The organism is Nocardia rosealba (genome assembly GCF_020216065.1).
GTDB lineage: Bacteria > Actinomycetota > Actinomycetes > Mycobacteriales > Mycobacteriaceae > Nocardia > Nocardia rosealba.
Genome location: NZ_JAIWNA010000011.1, coordinates 102168 through 122026, shown reverse-complemented (window position 1 = coordinate 122026; position 19859 = coordinate 102168). Strand labels below are relative to the sequence as shown.

Annotated in this window: 19 protein-coding genes; 9 read left to right on the top strand and 10 right to left on the bottom strand. The window is 68.3% G+C overall.

Translation table 11 applies throughout. The features are described from left to right. Positions 1-337 precede the first annotated feature (337 nt). Positions 338-970, top strand: a complete 633-nt coding sequence (locus LDL21_RS28750) for a response regulator transcription factor (RefSeq protein WP_181697705.1) — start codon at positions 338-340, stop codon at positions 968-970. A gap of 4 nt (positions 971-974) precedes the next feature. Here the strand turns inward: LDL21_RS28750 and LDL21_RS28745 are convergent, their stop codons facing one another. Continuing rightward, positions 975-1754, bottom strand: a complete 780-nt coding sequence (locus LDL21_RS28745) for a sigma 54 modulation/S30EA ribosomal C-terminal domain-containing protein (RefSeq protein WP_181697704.1) — start codon at positions 1752-1754, stop codon at positions 975-977. A 146-nt stretch (positions 1755-1900) separates the two neighbouring features. Here LDL21_RS28745 and LDL21_RS28740 point away from each other — a divergent pair, with 146 nt between their 5' ends. Then, positions 1901-3724, top strand: coding sequence for a sensor histidine kinase (locus tag LDL21_RS28740; protein WP_225282535.1), 1824 nt, complete (start codon positions 1901-1903; stop codon positions 3722-3724). Between the two features lie 3 nt (positions 3725-3727). On the opposite strand, the gene LDL21_RS28735 is transcribed toward LDL21_RS28740, so the two are convergent. Next, entirely contained in the window at positions 3728-4873 is a 1146-nt protein-coding gene (locus tag LDL21_RS28735) for a beta-ketoacyl synthase N-terminal-like domain-containing protein (RefSeq protein WP_225282534.1), read from the bottom strand. A gap of 132 nt (positions 4874-5005) precedes the next feature. Between LDL21_RS28735 and LDL21_RS28730 the strand changes: the two genes are divergently transcribed. Genes LDL21_RS28730 through LDL21_RS28720 form a run of 3 tightly spaced genes read left to right on the top strand, consistent with a single transcriptional unit; the run spans position 5006 to position 9010 of the window. Continuing rightward, the gene (locus LDL21_RS28730) at positions 5006-6316 is read left to right on the top strand and encodes a diguanylate cyclase domain-containing protein (RefSeq protein WP_225282533.1); all 1311 of its coding nucleotides are present in this window, start codon (positions 5006-5008) and stop codon (positions 6314-6316) included. Between the two features lie 13 nt (positions 6317-6329). Next, a complete protein-coding gene (locus LDL21_RS28725; protein ID WP_225282532.1) occupies positions 6330-6668 on the top strand; it encodes an antibiotic biosynthesis monooxygenase family protein in 339 nt (112 codons plus the stop codon). Positions 6669-6712: 44 nt separating this feature from the next. After that, positions 6713-9010, top strand: coding sequence for a HelD family protein (locus tag LDL21_RS28720; protein WP_225282531.1), 2298 nt, complete (start codon positions 6713-6715; stop codon positions 9008-9010). Positions 9011-9063: 53 nt separating this feature from the next. On the opposite strand, the gene LDL21_RS28715 is transcribed toward LDL21_RS28720, so the two are convergent. Next, entirely contained in the window at positions 9064-9516 is a 453-nt protein-coding gene (locus tag LDL21_RS28715) for a universal stress protein (RefSeq protein WP_181697698.1), read from the bottom strand. A gap of 290 nt (positions 9517-9806) precedes the next feature. Continuing rightward, on the bottom strand, positions 9807-10643 hold the full coding sequence (locus tag LDL21_RS28710; protein WP_225282530.1) for a helix-turn-helix domain-containing protein: 837 nt from the start codon (positions 10641-10643) through the stop codon (positions 9807-9809). A 56-nt stretch (positions 10644-10699) separates the two neighbouring features. Between LDL21_RS28710 and LDL21_RS28705 the strand changes: the two genes are divergently transcribed. After that, positions 10700-11167 carry a VOC family protein gene (locus LDL21_RS28705; protein ID WP_225282529.1) on the top strand — a complete coding sequence of 156 codons (468 nt, stop codon included), beginning with the start codon at positions 10700-10702 and terminating at the stop codon, positions 11165-11167. A gap of 44 nt (positions 11168-11211) precedes the next feature. Here LDL21_RS28705 and uvrB read toward each other — a convergent pair whose 3' ends face one another. Continuing rightward, a complete protein-coding gene (uvrB, locus tag LDL21_RS28700) occupies positions 11212-13392 on the bottom strand; it encodes an excinuclease ABC subunit UvrB (protein ID WP_067497998.1) in 2181 nt (726 codons plus the stop codon). Positions 13393-13481: 89 nt separating this feature from the next. On the opposite strand from uvrB, the gene LDL21_RS28695 reads away from it, so the two are divergent. After that, complete coding sequence (locus tag LDL21_RS28695; RefSeq protein WP_225282528.1) at positions 13482-14006, top strand: ribonuclease FAU-1 family protein; 525 nt, start codon at positions 13482-13484, stop codon at positions 14004-14006. A gap of 51 nt (positions 14007-14057) precedes the next feature. On the opposite strand, the gene LDL21_RS28690 is transcribed toward LDL21_RS28695, so the two are convergent. Next, complete coding sequence (locus LDL21_RS28690) at positions 14058-14480, bottom strand: hypothetical protein (protein ID WP_181697694.1); 423 nt, start codon at positions 14478-14480, stop codon at positions 14058-14060. Positions 14481-14600: 120 nt separating this feature from the next. After that, complete coding sequence (gene coaE / locus LDL21_RS28685; protein ID WP_225282527.1) at positions 14601-15806, bottom strand: dephospho-CoA kinase; 1206 nt, start codon at positions 15804-15806, stop codon at positions 14601-14603. 149 nt (positions 15807-15955) lie between these two features. Between coaE and LDL21_RS28680 the strand changes: the two genes are divergently transcribed. Next, complete coding sequence (locus tag LDL21_RS28680; protein ID WP_181697692.1) at positions 15956-16171, top strand: hypothetical protein; 216 nt, start codon at positions 15956-15958, stop codon at positions 16169-16171. Between the two features lie 139 nt (positions 16172-16310). On the opposite strand, the gene rpsA is transcribed toward LDL21_RS28680, so the two are convergent. Then, positions 16311-17786, bottom strand: coding sequence for a 30S ribosomal protein S1 (gene rpsA, locus LDL21_RS28675; RefSeq protein ID WP_067498011.1), 1476 nt, complete (start codon positions 17784-17786; stop codon positions 16311-16313). A 295-nt stretch (positions 17787-18081) separates the two neighbouring features. Between rpsA and LDL21_RS28670 the strand changes: the two genes are divergently transcribed. Next, positions 18082-18954 (top strand): class I SAM-dependent methyltransferase, encoded by an 873-nt coding sequence (locus LDL21_RS28670; protein WP_225282526.1) that lies wholly within the window; start codon positions 18082-18084, stop codon positions 18952-18954. Here LDL21_RS28670 and LDL21_RS28665 read toward each other — a convergent pair. Next, positions 18951-19505, bottom strand: coding sequence for a hypothetical protein (locus LDL21_RS28665; protein ID WP_225282525.1), 555 nt, complete (start codon positions 19503-19505; stop codon positions 18951-18953). The two genes, LDL21_RS28670 and LDL21_RS28665, sit on opposite strands and share 4 nt — an antisense overlap. 179 nt (positions 19506-19684) lie before the next feature. Then, entirely contained in the window at positions 19685-19855 is a 171-nt protein-coding gene (locus LDL21_RS28660; RefSeq protein WP_166655833.1) for a type II toxin-antitoxin system antitoxin, read from the bottom strand. Positions 19856-19859 lie beyond the last annotated feature (4 nt).

Sequence of the window (19859 nt, the reverse complement as noted above, 5' to 3'; positions counted from 1 at the left end):
GGGGCACCAGGGCGGTTTGGGGCTGGTTGTTGGGCGCGCGGGCGCGCTCGAGCGCGGCCCCTGCGGGGCCGCGCGAACCGCGCTCGAGACTCGCGCTTCGCGCAGGCGCTTCGAGCGCTGTTCGCGCGGCCGGGCCGCTGCGCCGCTTCGCGGCGGACCCTCCTCGAGGTCGGGTCGTGCGGGGTTGGGTGGGCGGTCATGGCGGACTTTGGGTGAGCGAGTTTGCTGTCTGCGCACAGGATTTGGGTGGGCGATTGTCTGTCTCTGCACGGGATGTGGGTGAGCGGATTATGTTGGACCGCACAGGGGGGACGTTCTACGTGATGAAGGGGCCGCCGTGCTCGAGGTGTTTCTGGTCGACGACCACGAGATCGTGCGGCGAGGGTTGATCGACCTGCTCGAGGGTGATCCTGAACTCACTGTGATCGGTCAGGCAGGTGGCGTGGCCGAGGCGATGGTGCGGATCAGGGAGAGCCGGCCCGATGTGGCGGTGCTCGATGTCCGATTACCCGACGGCAACGGCATCGAGCTGTGCCGCAATCTGCTGGCCGAGTTCGAGGACCTGCGCTGCCTGATCCTCACCTCGTTCTCCGACGAGCACGCGATGCTCGACGCCATTCTGGCCGGTGCCAGCGGATATGTGGTGAAGAACATCGACGGGATGAAGCTGGCCGACGCTATCAAGCAGGTCGGCGCCGGTCACTCCCTGCTCGACACCCGCGCGGCCGACGCCCTGCGCGCCCGGCTGCGCCGCAGCACCGAACCGACCGGTCCCCTCGCGGGTCTGACCGACCAGGAACGCCGCCTGCTCGAACTCCTCGGCGAGGGCCTCACCAACCGGCAGATCGCAGCCCGCATGTTCCTGGCCGAGAAGACGGTCAAGAACTACGTCTCGCGCCTGCTGGCCAAACTCGGCGTCGAACGCCGCACCCAGGCCGCGGTCCTGGCGACCAAGCTGCGCGAACCATAGAGAATCAGGACGGGACGACGATGGTCAGGTCCCCGTCGTAGCGGCGGTAGAGCAGGTTGCCCCGGCCACTGTGACTGTCGGTGAAGAACAGATACGGCAGGCCGCCACGGCACAGCACGTCCGATGCCTCGTCCTCGGCGAAGACCGGGGCCGCGTCCTGCACCACCCGCACCGGCATGGCGCTGGCGGTGAGCGGCAGGTGCGCCGAGTCGCCCGCGGCGACGGTGCGGTGCTGGCGGGCCAGGCGCACACCGTGCGGGTCGGCCCAGGTGACGATGGCGTCCTCGCCGGTATCGGCGTCGGTGAACAGATAGGCGTCGTAATCCATCGCGTCCAGGACGGTGCTGGCTTCCAGCGGAGTACCGGTCATCAGTGCGCAGTCCTTGCGGCGGATGATCGGGCGGGTCTCGGTGACCTGGGCCAGCGGGCGCCGGGCCGGGTCGGGCCAGGCGCCACGTGCTTCCTTACCCGCACGGCGCGCCAGCTGACGGTCCAGACGTTCGGCGGCGAATGTCACCGCGAACCCGCCCGGGCCGGTGACCTGCACACGGGTGAGGGTGTCGTTGGTGCGGATGTTGGCCTGCACCAGGGTCGGCTCGTCGTTTCCGCGCGGAGCGGTGACGCGCACCCGGGCCGGACTGTCGAGATGATGGCGCCGCATCACGCGGGTGATGGCACGCACCGCGCGGGTGACGTCTTGAGCCGGTACCTCGCCACGGGTGGTCACCGCGAGCTCGGGGTCGGCGGCGGTGGTCCAGTGCTGGGTGCTCGACAACGAATACATCTCTTGCCCCACTTCTCGATCCGGCGTCCCCCCGCTGCCCTATGCCACCACTGTGCGCGGTGCGGTAGAAGGGCCGAAAGTCCCCAACCTCGAGGACTAGACTTCTCCTGACTCGGTACGAAGGTGGGCGGCGACGGGATACGGCGATGGCGAATGACGGTCGGAGCGGCCGCTATTCGGCGGGCCGCACCGCGTCTCAGCAGCGCCTACGCGCCCTGCTCGGCGAGGTGGCCGACCGGGTCGAGGTGATGATCGGCTCGCGCGACCGGATGGACGGCCTGGTCGAGGCCATGCTCACGGTCACCGCGGGTCTCGATCTCGACGAAACCCTGCGCACCATGGTGCGGACGGCGATGAACCTGGTCGATGCCCGTTACGGCGCGCTCGCGGTCCGCGGGCACGGTCAGCAGGTCGCGCAGTTCATCGATGAGGGCATGCCCGAGCACATCCGCGACCGGATCGGGCGATTACCGGCGGGCCGCGGTGTGCTCGGCGCCGTGTTCGCGGAGAAGGCACCGCTGCGGCTCGACGATCTCACCGAGCACGAGTCCTCGGTGGGTTTCCCGCCCGGCCATCCGCCGATGCACTCGTTTCTCGGTGTCCCCGTTCGCATCCGGGACGAGGTGTTCGGCAGCCTGTACCTGACGGAGAAGTCCGACGGGCAACCGTTCACCGAGGAGGACGAGGTGCTCGTGCTCGCGCTGGCCGCGGCGGCGGGCATCGCGGTCGACAACGCGCGCCTCTACGAGCAGGCGCGCACCAGACAGGCCTGGATCGAGGCGACGCGCGATATCGCCACCGAATTCCTGGCGGGCACCGAATCGGATCGGGTGCTCGCCCACGTGGTCGACCACGCACGCGGGCTGACCGGTTCGCACCAGGCGTTTCTGGCCTCGGTACCGGTGCCCGACGAATCCCCCGGCGAGGTCAGCGAATTGGTCGTCACCCAGTGGACCGGCCCCGATGCCGGCCAGGACTGGCAGACGATCCCGATCGCGGGCACGGTACTCGGCGACGCTTTCAGCAGGCGCACACCGCTGCGCTTCGACGACGTGTCCGAGGTCGTCCTCGGCGTCGACTTCCCGGTCGCCGAATTGCCCGGTGCCGGACCGGCTCTCGTCCTTCCGCTGTGCACACCCGACGCCACGCTCGGCGTGCTGGTGACCATCCGCCCACCCGGCTTCGCGCCCTATTCCGACGAGATGCTCGAGCTCACCGCCGCGTTCTGCGATCAGGCGGCGCTGGCGGTGCGCCTGGCCGACGCGCAACGGCGGATGCGTGAGCTCGATATCGTCGCCGACCGCGACCGTATCGCGCGCGACCTGCACGACCATGTGATCCAGCGCCTGTTCGCGATCGGCCTCACCGTGCAGGCCACCATGCCCAAGGCGGTCGTTCCCGAAGTGCGGCAACGCCTTTCGACGGTCATCATGGATCTGCAGGAAGTGGTCCAGGAGATCCGCACCTCCATTTTCGACCTGCACGCCAGCGGTTCGGGCCACAGCGAGGGGCTGCAACAGCGGCTCGAACTGGCGATCCGGCGCCAGACCGCCGACATCGCGATGCGCGCGACCATCCAGGTGTCGGGCCCGCTCTCGGTGCTCGACCCGCAACTGGCCGATCACGCCGAAGCCGTTGTGCGCGAGGCGGTGAGCAACGCGGTGCGCCACTCCGGCGCCGACACCGTTGCCATCGTGATCGAGGTGGCCGACGATCTCACGATCACCGTGAGCGACAACGGGTGGGGCATCCCCAATCACGTCATCCGCAGCGGACTGCGCAATCTCGAGCAGCGCGCCGTGGAGGCGGGCGGCCGGTTCCAGATCGCGCCCGCGATGCGAGCCGACGCCGACGGCGAGCATTCGGAGATGCCGGGCACGCGGCTGCGCTGGGCGGTTCCGCTCCCACAGGACCAACCGAACACCGGCGGTTTCGCCCTGGCGGGTGGGCCGGAGGCGGGCGAGGACTGAACCTCAGGCCGGACCGACGACGAGGGCGGAGTTGTTGCCACCCATCCCCATCGACAGATTCACAGTGAGGCCTCCGCGCATCGGTGTCGGCCCGTCGAGCAATCGCGGATGCGCAGGCGCGACGACCGGTGCCGACGCGACGACGCCGCTGTCGTAGGACATCGCGATCAACGCCAGTTCGACGGCCGCCGCGGCGCCCTGGCAGTGACCGGTGAGCGGCTTGACCGAGATGATCGAGGGCTGGTCGTCGAAAACGGTGGTGAGCACGTCGCGTTCGGCGGCGTCGCATTGGCGGGTACCGGTGCCGTGCGCGTTCACGTAGTTCACCTCCGTTGCCGCTACCCCACTGTCGCGCAATGCTTTCCGGACGCATTCGAGGTACTGCTCGTGCGTCGGCTCGACCGAGACAACGTGGTAGGCGTCGTTGTTCATGGCACCGCCGAGCACCCGCGCGTAAGGCTGATCCACCGCGTCGGTGAGCAGCATCGCCACCGACGCTTCCGCCATCACGAACCCCAGGCTGCCCTCCTGGAACGGGCGGCACGCGGTGAACGGGTCCACATCGGACACGGCCGCACCCATCCCAACGAAATGCTCGAGCATCTCCGGGGTCGCCGACAGGTCGGTGCTCACGCACAGCACGTCGTCCACCAGGCCCGCGTCGCGCCACTGCCGCGCCGTGAGCACGGCGACATTGCCCGAGCTGCAAGCCGCCGACACGTTCATGGCGGGCCCGTGGAAGCCGTAGCGCTGCATCACCACGGAGATGGGCGTCGAAGGCAGCATCGGCAGGTAGTCGCGAGAGCGGCGGTGTCCGCCGTCGCGCAGGTAGAAATCGCGCCAGTCGGCCACGTCGCCGAGGGTGATGGCGTGCACCAGACCGACCGTTCGGCCCTCGTCGCGCCAGCCACGCGAGCGGGCGTCGGCCACCGCCTCGGCAGCCGAGGCGACCACGGCACGCCCGAACAATCCGCGACCGTGCGCCGGGTCGCCGCCGTCGGGAATCCGGCCGACCCAGGCGTGCTCGTCACGTCCCGGCCCGTAACCCGGATACAAACCGGCGGCCGGTTTTCCCCCCAGCACCCCCTGAAACAATTGTTCACGGCCCCAGCCGTAACCGGAGACCACACCGATACCACCGATCGACATAGAATCGACTCGGTGGGCCATGCCGCCGGGACGTCCTTCCGGTCTCACGTCGCTCCTCGCGGATCTCGTCGAGGGTCACCACGATAGTCCGGTGTGTCATCCGAAGACCAGGCCGAGATCGGGGGTATCGCAGTGAGAAAACCCAACACCGACGCGGCGAACGCCGAGCTGCTCGCGCAGCGGTACCGCTCGCTGGTCGAGCACACACCCGACGCCATCTGCGTGCACGAGGCGGGTGTCATCGTCTACGTGAATCCGGCGATGGTGCACCTGCTCGGTGCGCACACGGCCGAGGATCTCCTCGGATTGCGGATCACCCATTTCGTGCACCCCGACTCCATTCCACCGATGCTCGACCGGATCGCCCAGCTCACCGCCGAGGGCGCGGCGTCACCGCCGACCGAAATGGACCTTTTGCGCATCGACGGGCGGAAGGTGCCCGTGCAAACGGTGTCGGTGCTCACGGCCTGGCAGGGCGAACTGGCCTATCAGGTGGTGGTGCACGATCTGACCGCACAGCGGGCCGCCGAGGCCTCCGCACGGCAGGCCGAAGCGTACTTCACCACCGTGGTCTCCCAGCTCGAGGAGGGTGTGCTTGTCGTCGACCGGCGCGGCAGGCTCGAATCGATCAATCCGGCGGGCAGGCGCATCCTCGGCATCGCCGACTCCGCGCCGGTCCTCGGTGCGCGCTTCGACGAGCTGCCCGTCACGATGATCGATTGGGAGGGTCAGCCGCTGCCCGTGGGCAGGCATCCGATGGCGCACACGTTGACGACCGGCGAACCGGTGACGCGGTTCGTGTTCGGGGTGCGCCGGGCCGACGGTCAGCAGGTGTGGCTGTCGTGTAACTGTCGGCTGCTCAATCCCGACAGCCCGGACTCGGCGGGGGTGTCGTCGTTCGCCGATGTCACCGAATACCGGGCCAGCAAGATGCAGCTCGAGTACCAGGCCACCCACGACGCCCTGACGGGACTGGCGAACCGGTCGCTGATCCTGTCGCAGTTGTCGGCGGCACTGGCCGACGAGGGCGGCACCCTGGTCACCACCGTGCTGTTCATCGATCTCGACGGGTTCAAGGCGATCAACGACACACTCGGCCACGCCATCGGCGACACGGTCCTGCAGATCGTCGCCCAGCGGCTGCAACGCGCGCTGCGCGCCGAGGACGTGGTCGGCAGGCTCGGTGGGGACGAGTTCCTCGTGCTGCTCGCCGGGCAACCGCAGCGCACCGATCTGCCGCGCCTGATCGAACGGCTGCGCGTCACCATGGCCGAGCCGATCATCGCGAGCGGGCACCGTCTCGAGGTCAGCGCCTCGATCGGCGTCACCGAACTCGGCCCGCACGAACGCCGCACCCCCGAGGCCGTGCTGCACGACGCCGATCTGGCCATGTACCGCGACAAGCCCTCCGGTCGCCGCAACCACACCACGCACGCGTCCTGACACACTGGTCGGCGTGATCGTCGAACACGCCCTGCTGCCCGTCCGGCCCGGTTGCGCCGCCGCTTTCGAGGCAGCCTTCGCGCAGGCCTACCCGATCATCGCCGGTATGCCCGGCTTCGGCGGGCTGTCGTTGTCGCGGTGTGTGGAGCGACCCGACACCTATCTGCTGCTGGTGCGATGGGAGCGGCTGAGCGATCACACCGAGGGGTTTCGCGGGTCGCCGGAATATCAGCGCTGGCGTGCGCTGTTGCATCACTTCTACGAGCCTTTCCCGGTGGTCGAGCACTTCACGCCGGTGACCGGTGACGAAGTCTTCCCCGCGACGGGCGCGCTGCCGTCCGGGGGCAAGTAGACTCGACAACTCTGTTCTCAACGCGGTGACAAAGGAGTCCTGTTTTGCCCGACCGCCTCGCCGACGACCGCGCCAGCACCGACCAGGGCGGGCGCGGCCGCGAGATCGAACAGGAACAGCAGTACCTCACGGTGCTCTACGACCGCCTCGACGCCATGCGCGACTACGCGCAGAACCGGCTCAAGACCGTGCTGCTGGAAGCGGGCGGCACCCCGCAGGCGCGCAGCGAACGCGAGTCGTTCACCGCGCTCTACAGCGAGGACCTGGCCAAATACGACGCCGCCGAGCACGGTCTGTGCTTCGGCCGCATCGACTTGGACGCCACCGAGGACGCCGCCCGCTACATCGGGCGCCTCGGCATCCTCGACGAGGACAACGACTACGAGCCGCTGCTGTTGGACTGGCGCGCTCCCCTGGCGCGCCCGTTCTACCTGGCGACCACCGCCAATCCCGAGGACGTGGTCCGCCGCCGTCACATCCGCTCGCGCAACCGCACGGTGACCGCGATCAACGACGAGTACCTCGACCTGGGCGCCGCCGAACGCGACGGCGCGGTGGGTACCGACGACGGCGTGGGCGGCGAGAGCGCCCTGCTCGCCGCGCTGAACGCGGCCCGCACCGGGCACATGAACGACATCGTCGAGACGATCCAGAGCGAACAGGACGCGATCATCCGCTCCGAGCACAAGAGTGTGCTCGTGGTGCAGGGTGGGCCGGGCACCGGCAAGACGGCGGTGGCGCTGCACCGGGCCGCCTACCTGCTCTACACCTTCCGTCAGCAGCTGGCCAAGAGTGGTGTGCTCATCATCGGCCCGAACGCCACCTTCCTCGACTACATCGGGCAGGTGCTGCCCTCGCTCGGTGAGACCGGTGTGCTGCTGTCCACCATCGGCGACCTGTATCCGGGTGTGAAGGCGGTCCGCGAGGATTCGCTGCGCGCGGGTGAGATCAAGGGTTCGCTCGACATGCTCGAGGTGCTCAAGCAGGCGGTGCGCGACCGGCAGGAGGTGCCCGCCGAACCGGTGCGGCTCACCTTCGACGGCTACCCGGTGCTGCTGGACCGCAAGATCGCGACCCGGGCGCGTGGCCGGGCGCGTTCCTCGCGCCGTCCGCACAATCTCGCACGGCCGGTCTTCGCCTCGTCGGTGATCGACGCGCTCACCGATCAGCTGGCCGCGACGATGGGCGCCGATCTGTCCGGCGGCACCAGCCTGCTCAGCTCGGCCGATCTCAGCGAGATCGGCGACGAGATGCGCGCCGACCCGCAGGTACAGGCCGCGATCAGCGCGCTGTGGCCGGTGCTCTCCCCGCAGGAGGTCCTCGCCGATCTGCTCGCCGACCCGGCCCGGCTCGACCGCGCGGCCAAGTCGCTGAGCCCCGAGGACCGCGCCGAACTCGTCCGCCCCGACGACGGCACGTTCTCCGCCGCCGACGCGCCACTGCTCGACGAACTCGCCGAACTGCTGGGCGTGGACGACACCGAGGAGCGGGAACGGGCCCGCCGCCGGTGGCGTGCGCAGCTGGCCGAAGCCCAGGACGCACTCGACATCCTCACCGGTTCCGCTCCTCAGGACATCGAGGACGAACTCGACCCCGAGATCCTCATGGCCTACGACCTGATCGACGCCTCCCAGCTGGCCCAGCGCCAGGAGTTCGGCAACCGGCAGACCACGGCCGAACGCGCCGCGGGCGACCGCACCTGGACCTACGGGCACGTGATCGTCGACGAGGCGCAGGAACTGTCGGAGATGGCGTGGCGAATGGTGATGCGCCGCATCCCGAATCGGTGGATCACCGTCGTCGGCGACGTCGCCCAGACCGGCGACCCGGCGGGCGCGTCGTCGTGGCAGCGGGTGCTGGAACCCTATGTGGCCCAACGCTGGAAGCTCACCGAGCTAACGGTCAACTACCGCACCCCCGCCGAGATCATGGCGGTGGCCGCCGACGTCCTCACCGCCATCGATCCCACCGCCCAGGCACCGCGCTCGGTCCGCGAAACCGGCAACCCCCCTCGCGCACATCGTGTTTCGCCTGCGGAAGTGCCGGACGAACTGGCCCGGCTGATCGCCGCGGAACAGGCACCCGGCACCGCCGCCGTCCTCGCCCCCGCCGCTCTCGTCCCCGAACTGTCCACGCTGGCAGGCGAATCGGTGCAGGTCCTCACGGTGCACGATGCCAAGGGCCTGGAGTTCGACCGCGTGTACCTGGTGGAACCCCAGGCCATCGTCAAGGAGTCCCCGCGCGGCCTCAACGACCTCTACGTCGCACTCACCCGCGCCACCCAGCGGCTCGCGGTGGTGCACACCGAGGATCTGCCCGAGGTGTTGTCGGCACTGGCCTGAGACGACGAAGTGCCGGCACCCAGCGGGTACCGGCACTTCTCGTCGGTCCAGTACTAGCGCACCGTGTGGACGATCAGGACGTCCGAGCGCGACTTGCGGGCTACGTCCGAGGGGACGGAGCCGAGCAGGCGGCCGGTGAGGGTGTTGAGGCCACGGTTGCCGACGACGAGCAGGTCGGCCTTGGTCTCCTTGATCAGGTCGAGCAGGGAATCCACCGGCTCGCCGACGATGGCGCGCTCGACGATGTTCTTCGCACCGGCGGCCACCGCCTTCTCGCGGGCGACGTGCAGGATCTCGTTGGTCGGCGCCGAGCCACGGACCTGGTAGGCCTCGTCCTTGAGCACATCGGCGGCCGCGGCGACATCGCGATCATCGGTCGGGAAGTAGGCGCAGGCCAGCACGAGAGTCGCGTCCGCGTCGGCAGCGAGCGCCGCAGCCTTCTCCACCGCGACGTACGACGAATCCGAGCCATCAGTACCGACGACAATGGTCCGGTAGGCGGTCATCTCTCCTCCAACTTGGTCGGTGCAGCGCCGAACGACCCGGGAATCGAGCATCGGCGCGGCAATTGCGTCGACCATAACGCCACAACGCGCCGATTTATCGACAATTCGCAACAGATCACACCGGGAGTGTTGGGTCACTTTGTCCGGCAGTACCGGATTATGGGCGCCGTCGTCGGCATTCACCTGCGCCGATCGAACGGTGAGCCGACGAAATTGTGGCAAATCACAACACAATCAACGCCGCTGCGGGCCTGGGATTTTCGTCACAACACCGACGGTGCCGTGCCCGTTCACAGCGTTGCGGCGGCCGCGCCCGTCGCGCGGGCGCGGCGCGCGTATTCGCGGGGCGGCATCCCGATCTGCGCGGTGAATTCCCGGCTGAAATGCGCCTGATCGAAATAGCCCAGATCGGTGGCCAACTCGGCCAGATCCGGGTCGGAGTGAGCGAGCAGATCGGCGGCGTCCTGCAACCTGAACCGGCACAGCACCCATTTCGGGCCGGCGCCCACATAGCGGCGGAACAGCCGCTGCAAGGTGCGCATGGGCACCGCGAACCGTTCGGTGACCTGGTCCACGCGTGTGAGCTCCGGATCCCGCTCCATCGCCGTCACGATGCGCGACACCAGCGCGAACTGCGAATCGTCGGCACCGCCCCGGCCGCCGAAGAATTCCTCGACGATCCCGACCCGGTTCTCGTCGGACGGTTCGGCCAGTACCCGCTCGGCCAGCCCTGCCGCTTCGGGCAGCATCTCCGTGAGCGGCGCCGAACCGTCGCGTAGGGCACCGACATCACACCCGGTGAAGGCTCCGAAACCGCCGGGGCGGAAACGGATTCCGAATGTCTCGCCCTCACCGTCGAGATCGCGCACGTACTTGGTTGTGCACACGCCGTTCACGAATCCGCCGGTACGGGTACTGCTGCGTTCGAAGGTGACGTTCACGCACGGAAACGACAGCACCTCGGCACGGAACGCGGGCCTGCCACGCAGATCCCAGCGCACTACCCAGTACCGGTCGGCGAATTCCGCCAGCGCGGGACCGACGTCGAGCCGTCGCAGCGATCGGTGTCTGGCCTGCTCGCGCGGGAGGAGGATCCCCTTCGCGTCGTCGAGGTCGCCGGTCGTCATCGCCGGTGTCGCGTTCTTACAAGACCGGCGGGCGCCGGGTGAGCAGGATCGAAGCCATGACGAATCCTGTTGCGCCCATCCCGGAGGGCTACCACTCCATCACCTGTTTCCTGGCCGTCGCCGATGGCGAGGCGGCCATCGACTTCTACTCCGAGGTCTTCGGCGCGAAGGTGCTCAGCCGCGCCGACGATGCCGAAGGCAGACCCGTGCATGCCGAACTGCTCATCGGCGACTCCACTCTGCAGCTCGGAATCCCGCTGGCCGACAACAGCGTTCGCGCCCCCGAAGGCTGGGTGCACACCTCGATCGTGCACTACTGCCCCGATGTCGACGAGGCCTTCGCGCGTGCCGTCGCCCGCGGTGCCCGCGTTGCCGAGGACGTCCAGACCTTCGTCACCGGTGACCGCTACGGCGTCGTCATCGACCCGTTCGGCCACCGCTGGGCGGTCATGACCCGCGTCGAGAACGTCTCCCGCGAGGAAGCCGACCGCCGCATCGCCCAATGGATGGCTGGGTCTGATTAGCGGCCGGCGCCGCGGGGTATCCGGTGGTCGCCGGGTCGACATACTCAGCTCAACCCCGCGGCGTCCATTCCGCGCAGCTCCTTCTTCAGGTCGGCGATCTCGTCACGTAAGCGGCCTGCGAGCTCGAACTGCAGTTCGCGGGCGGCGTTCATCATCTGATCGGTGAGCGAGGCGACGAGGTCGGCCAGCTCGGCGCGCGGCATCGACTTCACGTCGCGTTCGGCGTAGATGCCCGCGCTCACCGCGCGACCCGGTTCGCCCTGGGCGCGCCTGCCACGGCTGACGTTGCGGCCGGAACCGCCGACGGCCACCTCGTCGCCCGCCTCCAGGTACACCTGGTCGAGGATGTCGGCGATCTTTTTGCGCAGGGGCTGCGGGTCGATGCCGTTGGCCTCGTTGTAGGCGATCTGCTTGGCGCGGCGGCGGTCGGTCTCGTCGATGGCGTGGCGCATCGAGTCGGTGATCTTGTCGGCGTACATGTGCACTTCACCCGACACGTTGCGGGCCGCGCGGCCGATGGTCTGGATGAGGCTGGTGCTCGACCGGAGGAAGCCCTCCTTGTCGGCGTCGAGGATCGCCACCAGCGACACCTCGGGCAGGTCGAGGCCCTCGCGCAACAGGTTGATGCCGACGAGCACGTCGTATTCGCCGAGGCGCAGCTGACGCAGCAGTTCCACGCGGCGCAGGGTGTCGATCTCCGAATGCAGGTACCGCACCCGGACCCCGAGCCCGAGCAGGTAGTCGGTGAGGTCCTCGGACATCTTCTTGGTGAGCGTGGTGACGAGCACGCGCTCGTCGCGCTCGGTGCGCTGCCGGATCTCGTGTACCAGGTCGTCGATCTGGCCCTTGGTCGGTTTCACCACCACCTGGGGGTCGACGAGACCGGTCGGGCGGATGACCTGTTCGACGACCTCACCGCCCACCTGGCCGAGCTCATACGGCCCGGGCGTAGCCGACAGGTACACCGCCTGCCCGATCCGGTCGGCGAACTCCTCCCAGGTGAGCGGCCGGTTGTCGACCGCCGAGGGCAGCCGGAACCCGAATTCGACGAGGTTGCGCTTGCGCGACATATCGCCCTCGTACATGCCACCGATCTGCGGGACGGTGACGTGGGATTCGTCGATGACCAGCAGGAAGTCGTCGGGGAAGTAGTCGAGCAGGGTGGCGGGCGCCGACCCGGCGGGGCGACCGTCGATGTGACGCGAATAGTTCTCGATGCCCGAGCAGAACCCGACCTGACGGATCATCTCCAGGTCGTATTCGGTGCGCATGCGCAGGCGCTGCGCCTCGAGCAGTTTGCCCTGGCCCTCGAGCTCGGCCAGGCGGGCGGCCAGCTCCTCCTCGATGGCGGCGACGGCCTTCTCCATGCGCTCCGGGCCCGCCACGTAATGCGTGGCGGGGAAGATGCGCAGCGAGTCGACCTGGCGGACCACATCGCCGGTGAGTGGGTGCAGGTAGTACAGCGCCTCGATCTCGTCGCCGAAGAACTCGATGCGGACCGCGAGCTCCTCGTAGGAGGGGATGATCTCGACGGTGTCGCCACGCACCCGGAACGACCCGCGCGTGAACGCCATGTCGTTGCGGGTGTACTGCACATCGACCAGCAGCCGCAGCAGCGCGTCGCGGTCGATCTCGCCGCCGACCTCGAGCTGCACCGAGCGATCCAGGTATGACTGCGGCGTACCGAGACCGTAGATGCACGACACCGACGCGACCACCACCACATCTCGACGCGACAGCAGGCTGGAGGTGGCCGAGTGCCGCAGCCGCTCGACGTCGTCGTTGATCGAGCTGTCCTTCTCGATATAGGTATCGGTCTGGGCGATGTAGGCCTCGGGCTGGTAGTAGTCGTAGTAGGAGACGAAGTACTCGACCGCGTTGTGCGGCAACATCTCCCGCAGTTCGTTGGCCAGCTGGGCCGCGAGGGTCTTGTTCGGCGCGAGCATCAGGGTGGGCCGCTGCAGCTTCTCGATCAGCCAGGCGGTGGTCGCCGACTTGCCGGTGCCGGTGGCACCGAGCAGCACCACGTCCTTCTCCCCCGCGTTGATGCGGCGCTCGAGCTCGGCGATGGCGGCGGGCTGATCGCCTGCCGGCTGATGCGGGCTGACCACCTCGAAGCGGCCACCCTTGCGCTCGATCTCACCGACCGGGCGGTGCTCCGAATGCGCGAGCGGGTGCCCCCGCTCTTCGTACCCTTCGGCCGGGATCTCGGTTGCGAATGCCATGCACACCAGGTTAGGCGTACCCACCGACAGATTCGCGGCGGCGGAAAGCGCTCGGCGCCCGGCCCCGCGTGCCGGTAGATTCTGCGCACATGACCCAGGCCTCGACCGTGCACGTGCACCCGCCCAAAATCGAGCTGTTCGACCTAGCGGCCAAGACCAATACCGATCCGAAGGGTTTCGTACGGCCGGTCGAGGTGTACCGGGAGGAGCCGTGGGGCCTCTACATGGGGCGGCACTCCGACCACGCCAGCTTCCACTATCTGGAATCGTGGCTGCTGCCGAGTCTGTCGCTGCGCGCGTCCAAACTCTGGTACAACCCGGGCATCGAGCAGTGGCAGGACGTGTACGTCGATGTCGGCGTCTTCACCAGGGACTCCCCGACGCTGTGGCGCTCGCTGGACCACTACCTGGACCTGCTGGTCCGCACGGGCCGCGATGTGCGCCTGGTCGACATCGACGAACTGCTCGCCGCGCAGACCGACGGTCTGCTCGATGCCGAACAGGCCCAGGCGGCGATCGAACACGCGGTCGCGGCGGTCGACGGGATCGCCGCGCACGGGTACTCGCTCGAGGCGTGGCTCGCCACCCGCGGTATGACCCTGACCTGGCGCTGAAACGACGAAACCGCCCGCGACCGGACAGGTCGCGGGCGGTTTCGGTATCGATCAGCCTGCCGAACCGCTGCCGAGCAGGTCGCCGAGGCCACCACCGCAGCCGGCGCTGCCGGTCGCGGCCGCCTCACCGACGGTGACGGTGATCGAGTCGCTGATCAGCAGCTGCCGCGCCTCGAGCTTGTGCTGGCCGGTCGTGGTCGGCTTCCAGGTCATGCTCACCGTGCCGGAGAGCAGCGACGGCGAGACCGTGCCGATGTCGCGGCCGTTGTCGGTGAACTTCACCGAGGTCAGCCTGTCGACCTCGACGCTGGCCGTCAGCTTGTAGCTGCACCCGACCTTGTGATCGGTGCCCGCGACGCTGAGGTTGCCCACCCAGGCCGAGGCCTGCGGGGCGGCCAGCACGATGGTGGCGGCGACAGCGCCGAACGCGGTGATGCCGAAGCCCGCACGGCCGAGACGGTGATGTGTTGTCATACGCGCTACAACTTCCCTGTGAATCGAGTCACCCGGTAGTGACTCGCCACAATGTAACCAGCGCGCCGCCCGCTACGGACAGTTTTTGAAACATTGACGTTTAACAGATGCCGACCGGGGTTACGCGCGGGCGCGAGCCCACTCACCGACCCTCGGGTAGACCACATCGAACCACGGTTCCTTCACCCCGTAATAGGACTCGCCCGCCGCCTCGCCCGACTTCCCCGCCGCCGCCCGTTCGGCCGTCCGCTTGATCTCCAGATACTCCGTCCGCACGTCCTCCTCTGCCCGCAACCAGTCGCGGAAGTCGAGCGCGAACCGCTGGCCTGGCGAATCCTGCACGCGCAGATGAATATTCGCCGGTCGGCCGGGATCCGCGTTGCCGTGCAAGCGTTTTGCCCACAGGTCCACGTCGGTGCCCGCCGGATCCTCGGGCGTGGGCTTCGGGTTGTCGTGCGTGATGCCGACCGCGCGCGGGAATCCCGCGGCTGTCAGCGAATCCGCCAGTGCGTCAGCGGTTTCCAGGTCGGCCACCGTCACCTGGATATCGATGAGGTCCTTGGCGGGCAACCCGCTCACCGCCGTGGAACCGACATGGTCGATGCGCACCGCCGCAGCACCACACACCAGATGCAGCCGCGCGATGATCCGGCGCGCCTGCGCGCCCCACTCCGGGTCGTGCGGCACCAAACGGTACTCCGCCCGCGCCCGCACCCCCTCGCGCTGATTGCGTTCGAACGGCACCAGCCGCCGCTCCCACAGCGCCCGCACCTGCTCCTCGACCACACCGGGGGCACCGTTGTTGTCCAGCCACACATCGGCGACGGCGTGGCGTTGCTCGTCGGTGGCCTGGGCGGCGATCCTGGCCAGGGCATCGGCCTCGGCGACACCGCGCTGCTCGACCAGCCGGCGCAGGCGGGTCTCGACATCGGCGCCGACCACGACCACCAGCTGCATGAGCGGGGCGAGCCCGTTCTCCACCAGCAACGGAATGTCTTGCACCACAATGGCGTCGGCGGGGGCGGCGCCGATGAGTTCGGCCGTGCGGGCACCGACCAGCGGGTGGGTGATGGCGTTGAGCTTGCCGCGTGAGGTGTCGTCGGCGAAGGCCACCGCTGCCAGCGCGGGCCGGTCGAGGCTGCCGTCCTCGGCCAGGATCGCGTCACCGAACTCGGCGACGAGCGCGGCCAGACCCGGCGTTCCCGGCGCGACGACCTCGCGGGCGATGGCATCGGAGTCGATCACCACCGCCCCCAGTTCGACCATGGTCCGCGCCACTGTGGACTTACCCGCTCCCATGCCTCCGGTGAGGCCGATCCGCAACATGCGCCAAGTCTCGCATCCCCGCGCCCGGAGCAGGTCAGGTGTTCCCGACACGCCGATGTGCGGCGGCGGCAAATCCGGGGCCGGGCGCGTCGCGTCGACTAACCTTCGCGCAGGCGAGAAGGCCAATCACCAGCGAGCGAAGGATGATCATGGGCACCACACAACACCGGACGGCTCGCCACCGCCTCGGCATGCCCGGCGGTGTGCACTGCGTTGAGTTCCCTGCTGTGGCAGCGAGTCTCGCCGAGTATCGCCGGTCCTGGTTCACCGCTCTGATCTCGCCCGCCAGACACAGTTTCGCCGCGATGCGCAAGCGCACCAGCATGGGCGCCACCTACTGGGTGCCCGCCGCCGCCGCGAACTGAGCACCGACCACCCGAGCCCACCCGTTACGAACGGGTGGGCTCGTTGTCGTGCAAGCCCTGTGTGATGACCGGGCCGGAAACAGGCCGAAGGCCCCGGTCCGTGTGGACCGGGGCCTTCGACTGTGTTGCTCTACCTGAATCAGGCGTTACCGCTGAGCTTCTCCCGCAGAGCCGCCAGCTGCGCGTCACTGGCGAGCGAACCGCCGGTGGACTCGGCCGGACCGGAGGTGGCCTGCGTGGCGTTGCCGCTCTCGGAGGAGTAGTTGCCCGCGGCCGGACCGCCAGCGGCGGCTTCGGCAGCCGCGTCGGCAGCCATCTTCTCCATCTGAGCGGTGTGCATCTTGTGGCGACGCTCGGCCTCGGCGTAGCGGCCTTCCCACTCTTCACGCTGCTTGTCGAAGCCCTCGAGCCATTCGTTGGTCTCGGGATCGAAGCCCTCGGGGAAGATGTAGTTGCCCGCTTCGTCGTAGCTGTCGGCCATGCCGTACTTCGACGGGTCGAACTCGGCGTGGTAGTCCTCGTTCGCCTGCTTCAGCGACAGCGAGATCCGACGACGCTCCAGGTCGATGTCGATGACCTTGACCATCGCGTCGTCGCCGACTGCCACGACCTGGTCCGGGACCTCCACGTGGCGCTCGGCCAGCTCGGAGATGTGCACCAGGCCCTCGATGCCCTCTTCGACGCGCACGAAGGCACCGAAGGGAACCAGCTTGGTGACCTTGCCGGGCACGATCTGGCCGATCGCGTGGGTCCGGGCGAACTGACGCCACGGATCTTCCTGGGTCGCCTTGAGCGACAGGGAGACGCGCTCGCGGTCCAGGTCGACGTCGAGAACCTCGACGGTGACCTCGTTGCCGACCTCGACGACCTCGGACGGGTGGTCGATGTGCTTCCAGGACAGCTCGGAGACGTGCACCAGGCCGTCGACGCCGCCCAGGTCCACGAAGGCACCGAAGTTGACGATCGAGGAGACCACACCCTTGCGGACCTGGCCCTTCTGCAGCTGGTGCAGGAACTCGCTGCGGACCTCGGACTGGGTCTGCTCGAGCCAGGCGCGACGCGACAGGACCACGTTGTTGCGGTTCTTGTCGAGCTCGATGATCTTGGCCTCGATCTCCTTGCCGACGTACGGCTGGAGGTCGCGGACACGACGCATCTCGACGAGCGAGGCGGGCAGGAAGCCACGGAGACCGATGTCGAGGATCAGGCCGCCCTTGACGACCTCGATGACGGTGCCCTTGACGGCCTCGTCCTTCTCCTTGAGCTCCTCGATCGTGCCCCACGCGCGCTCGTACTGAGCCCGCTTCTTCGACAGGATCAGGCGGCCTTCCTTGTCCTCCTTGGTGAGAACCAGGGCCTCGACCGCATCGCCCACGGAAACGACCTCGTTCGGGTCGACATCGTGCTTGATGGAGAGTTCACGGGAGGGGATGACGCCTTCGGTCTTGTAACCGATGTCGAGCAGGACCTCGTCACGATCGACCTTGACGATGGTTCCCTCGACGATGTCGCCATCGTTGAAGTACTTGATCGTGGCGTCGATGGCGGCGAGGAAATCCTCGGCGGAGCCGATGTCGTTGACGGCTACCTGCGGCGAGGTGACGGTGGTGGGCATATGTGGGTTTGCTCCGGACGGATTGTGGTCGGTTGCGGACATTGGAACTTTCGGTACGCTGCGAGATCACCGCGACGAGGCGACGAGGGACCGAACAAGTATCGCACGGACCGCCGACATTGCCGCTGATCAAACTCAGCACGGGCGACTCCGTCATCGGATACTGTACGCATCAACCCCGGCGCACAGCGTTCCTCGTGAGAGGTTCCTCGAAAGACACTCGCGTGCCTCAGCGTACGCGAGGGTGTTCCAGCCGGGCAAACCACCCCCCGTTCCCGCCGATACCCTTGGCGCCGTGTCCGATGACGAACGCCATGCGCAGGCAAACGCGCTGCTGGGAACCGCGGCGACCACCCGAACCAGGATCGGCTCGGCCGACAGCGAACGCGCCAGCAGGCGCTGGTGGGACGCCGACGCCGACCAGTACCACCAGACCCACGCCGATTTTCTCGGTGTCGACTCCCCCGGCGGCGAGTTCGTGTGGTGCCCGGAGGGGCTGCACGAGGGCGACATGCATTTTCTGGGCGACGTGACGGGCCGGCGGGTGCTCGAGATCGGGTGCGGTTCGGCGCCGTGTTCGCGCTGGCTGGCGGGGCAGGGCGCGCATCCGGTCGGGCTCGATGTGTCGATGGGGATGCTCGCGCGCGGCGTGGCGGCGATGGAGCAGGGTGGACCGCGGGTGCCGCTGGTCCAGGCGGGCGCGGAGGCGCTTCCGTTTGCGGACGCCACCTTCGATCTGGCCTGTTCGGCGTTCGGCGGGGTGCCGTTCGTCGCCGATTCGGCGCGGGTGATGCGCGAAGTGGCGCGGGTGCTCGTGCCGGGTGGCCGGTGGGTGTTCTCGGTGAATCACCCGATGCGCTGGATCTTTCCCGACGATCCGGGCGAGGCCGGCCTGGTGGCCCGTATTCCGTATTTCGACCGCACGCCCTATGTAGAGGTCGACGCTGACGGTGTGCCGACCTACGTCGAGCACCATCGCACGATCGGTGACCGGGTGCGCGAGATCGTCGGCGCGGGGCTGACCCTGCTCGACATCGTGGAACCGGACTGGCCGGAATGGCTCGACCGCGAATGGGGCCAGTGGTCGCCGTTGCGCGGGGAGATCTTCCCCGGCACCGCCATCTTCGTCACCGAGAAGCCCGGCGGCACCGGGCTGTCTGGCGCCTAGAAGTCGGGCAAAGCCGCGAACGACGGGGCGACCTGGACGTTCGGCACCGTTTCGGCGACCCAGCGACGCGCCCTGGTGAGCGCGTGATGCGGGAATTCGGCGTCGAAGCGGACGTCGTCGGACAGCAGGTACGGCAGTTTCCCGCGCAGACCCGGTGCGTAGGGGTGGGGCGGGCACATCTCGTCGCGGCGGAATCGGCGGCCGATCGTCCGTTCCCGCTCCCCCGGCGGCCCCGTCTCCGGGCAGATGATCTGGAACACCGCCGAGCAGCGGTCCTTGGGCACCACGATGGACGCCGCGAAGACGAGCTCACCGTGTGGACCCGGCATCCGCGTCTTCTCGACGCGCAGCAACGCGGGCAACTGGTCGACCCACACCACGAATGCCTCGATCAGGCAGCCGGTGCGCGCGTGGTGTTCGGCCAGCCGCCTGCGCAGCCGCTTCGGGTCGTCGAGCCGCGCGGGCAGATCGGGTGCGCCGTTGACGTAGTTCAGCGCGACGACATCACGAGTGGCCGGATTCCCCCAGGTCGTGTCGTCCAACTGTTGCATTCCAGGAATGTCGAACGAGATGGGCACCGGATCAATTTACCGGCGTGGTCGAGTTCGGTTGTCGCCGTGCACGGCTCGGCGCGTCCTTCCAGACGAAACCCGGTGTTCACCCAGGTCGGCCGGTCGGGTGCCGTGACAGATCACCACGGTGAGCCACCGAGGGCCTCGATCCGAGCGACTCAGTCGCGCTTGGGTTTTCGGCCGACCTGCTCGAGGGCTAGGCGCAGGGCGTATTCGATCTGGGAGTTGATGCTGCGCAGGTCGTCGGCCGCCCACTTGGCGATGGCCTCGTGGACGGCCGGGTCGAGCCGCAGCAGAACCTTTTTGGGTTCTCTCTTCGGCGCGGGCACAGTC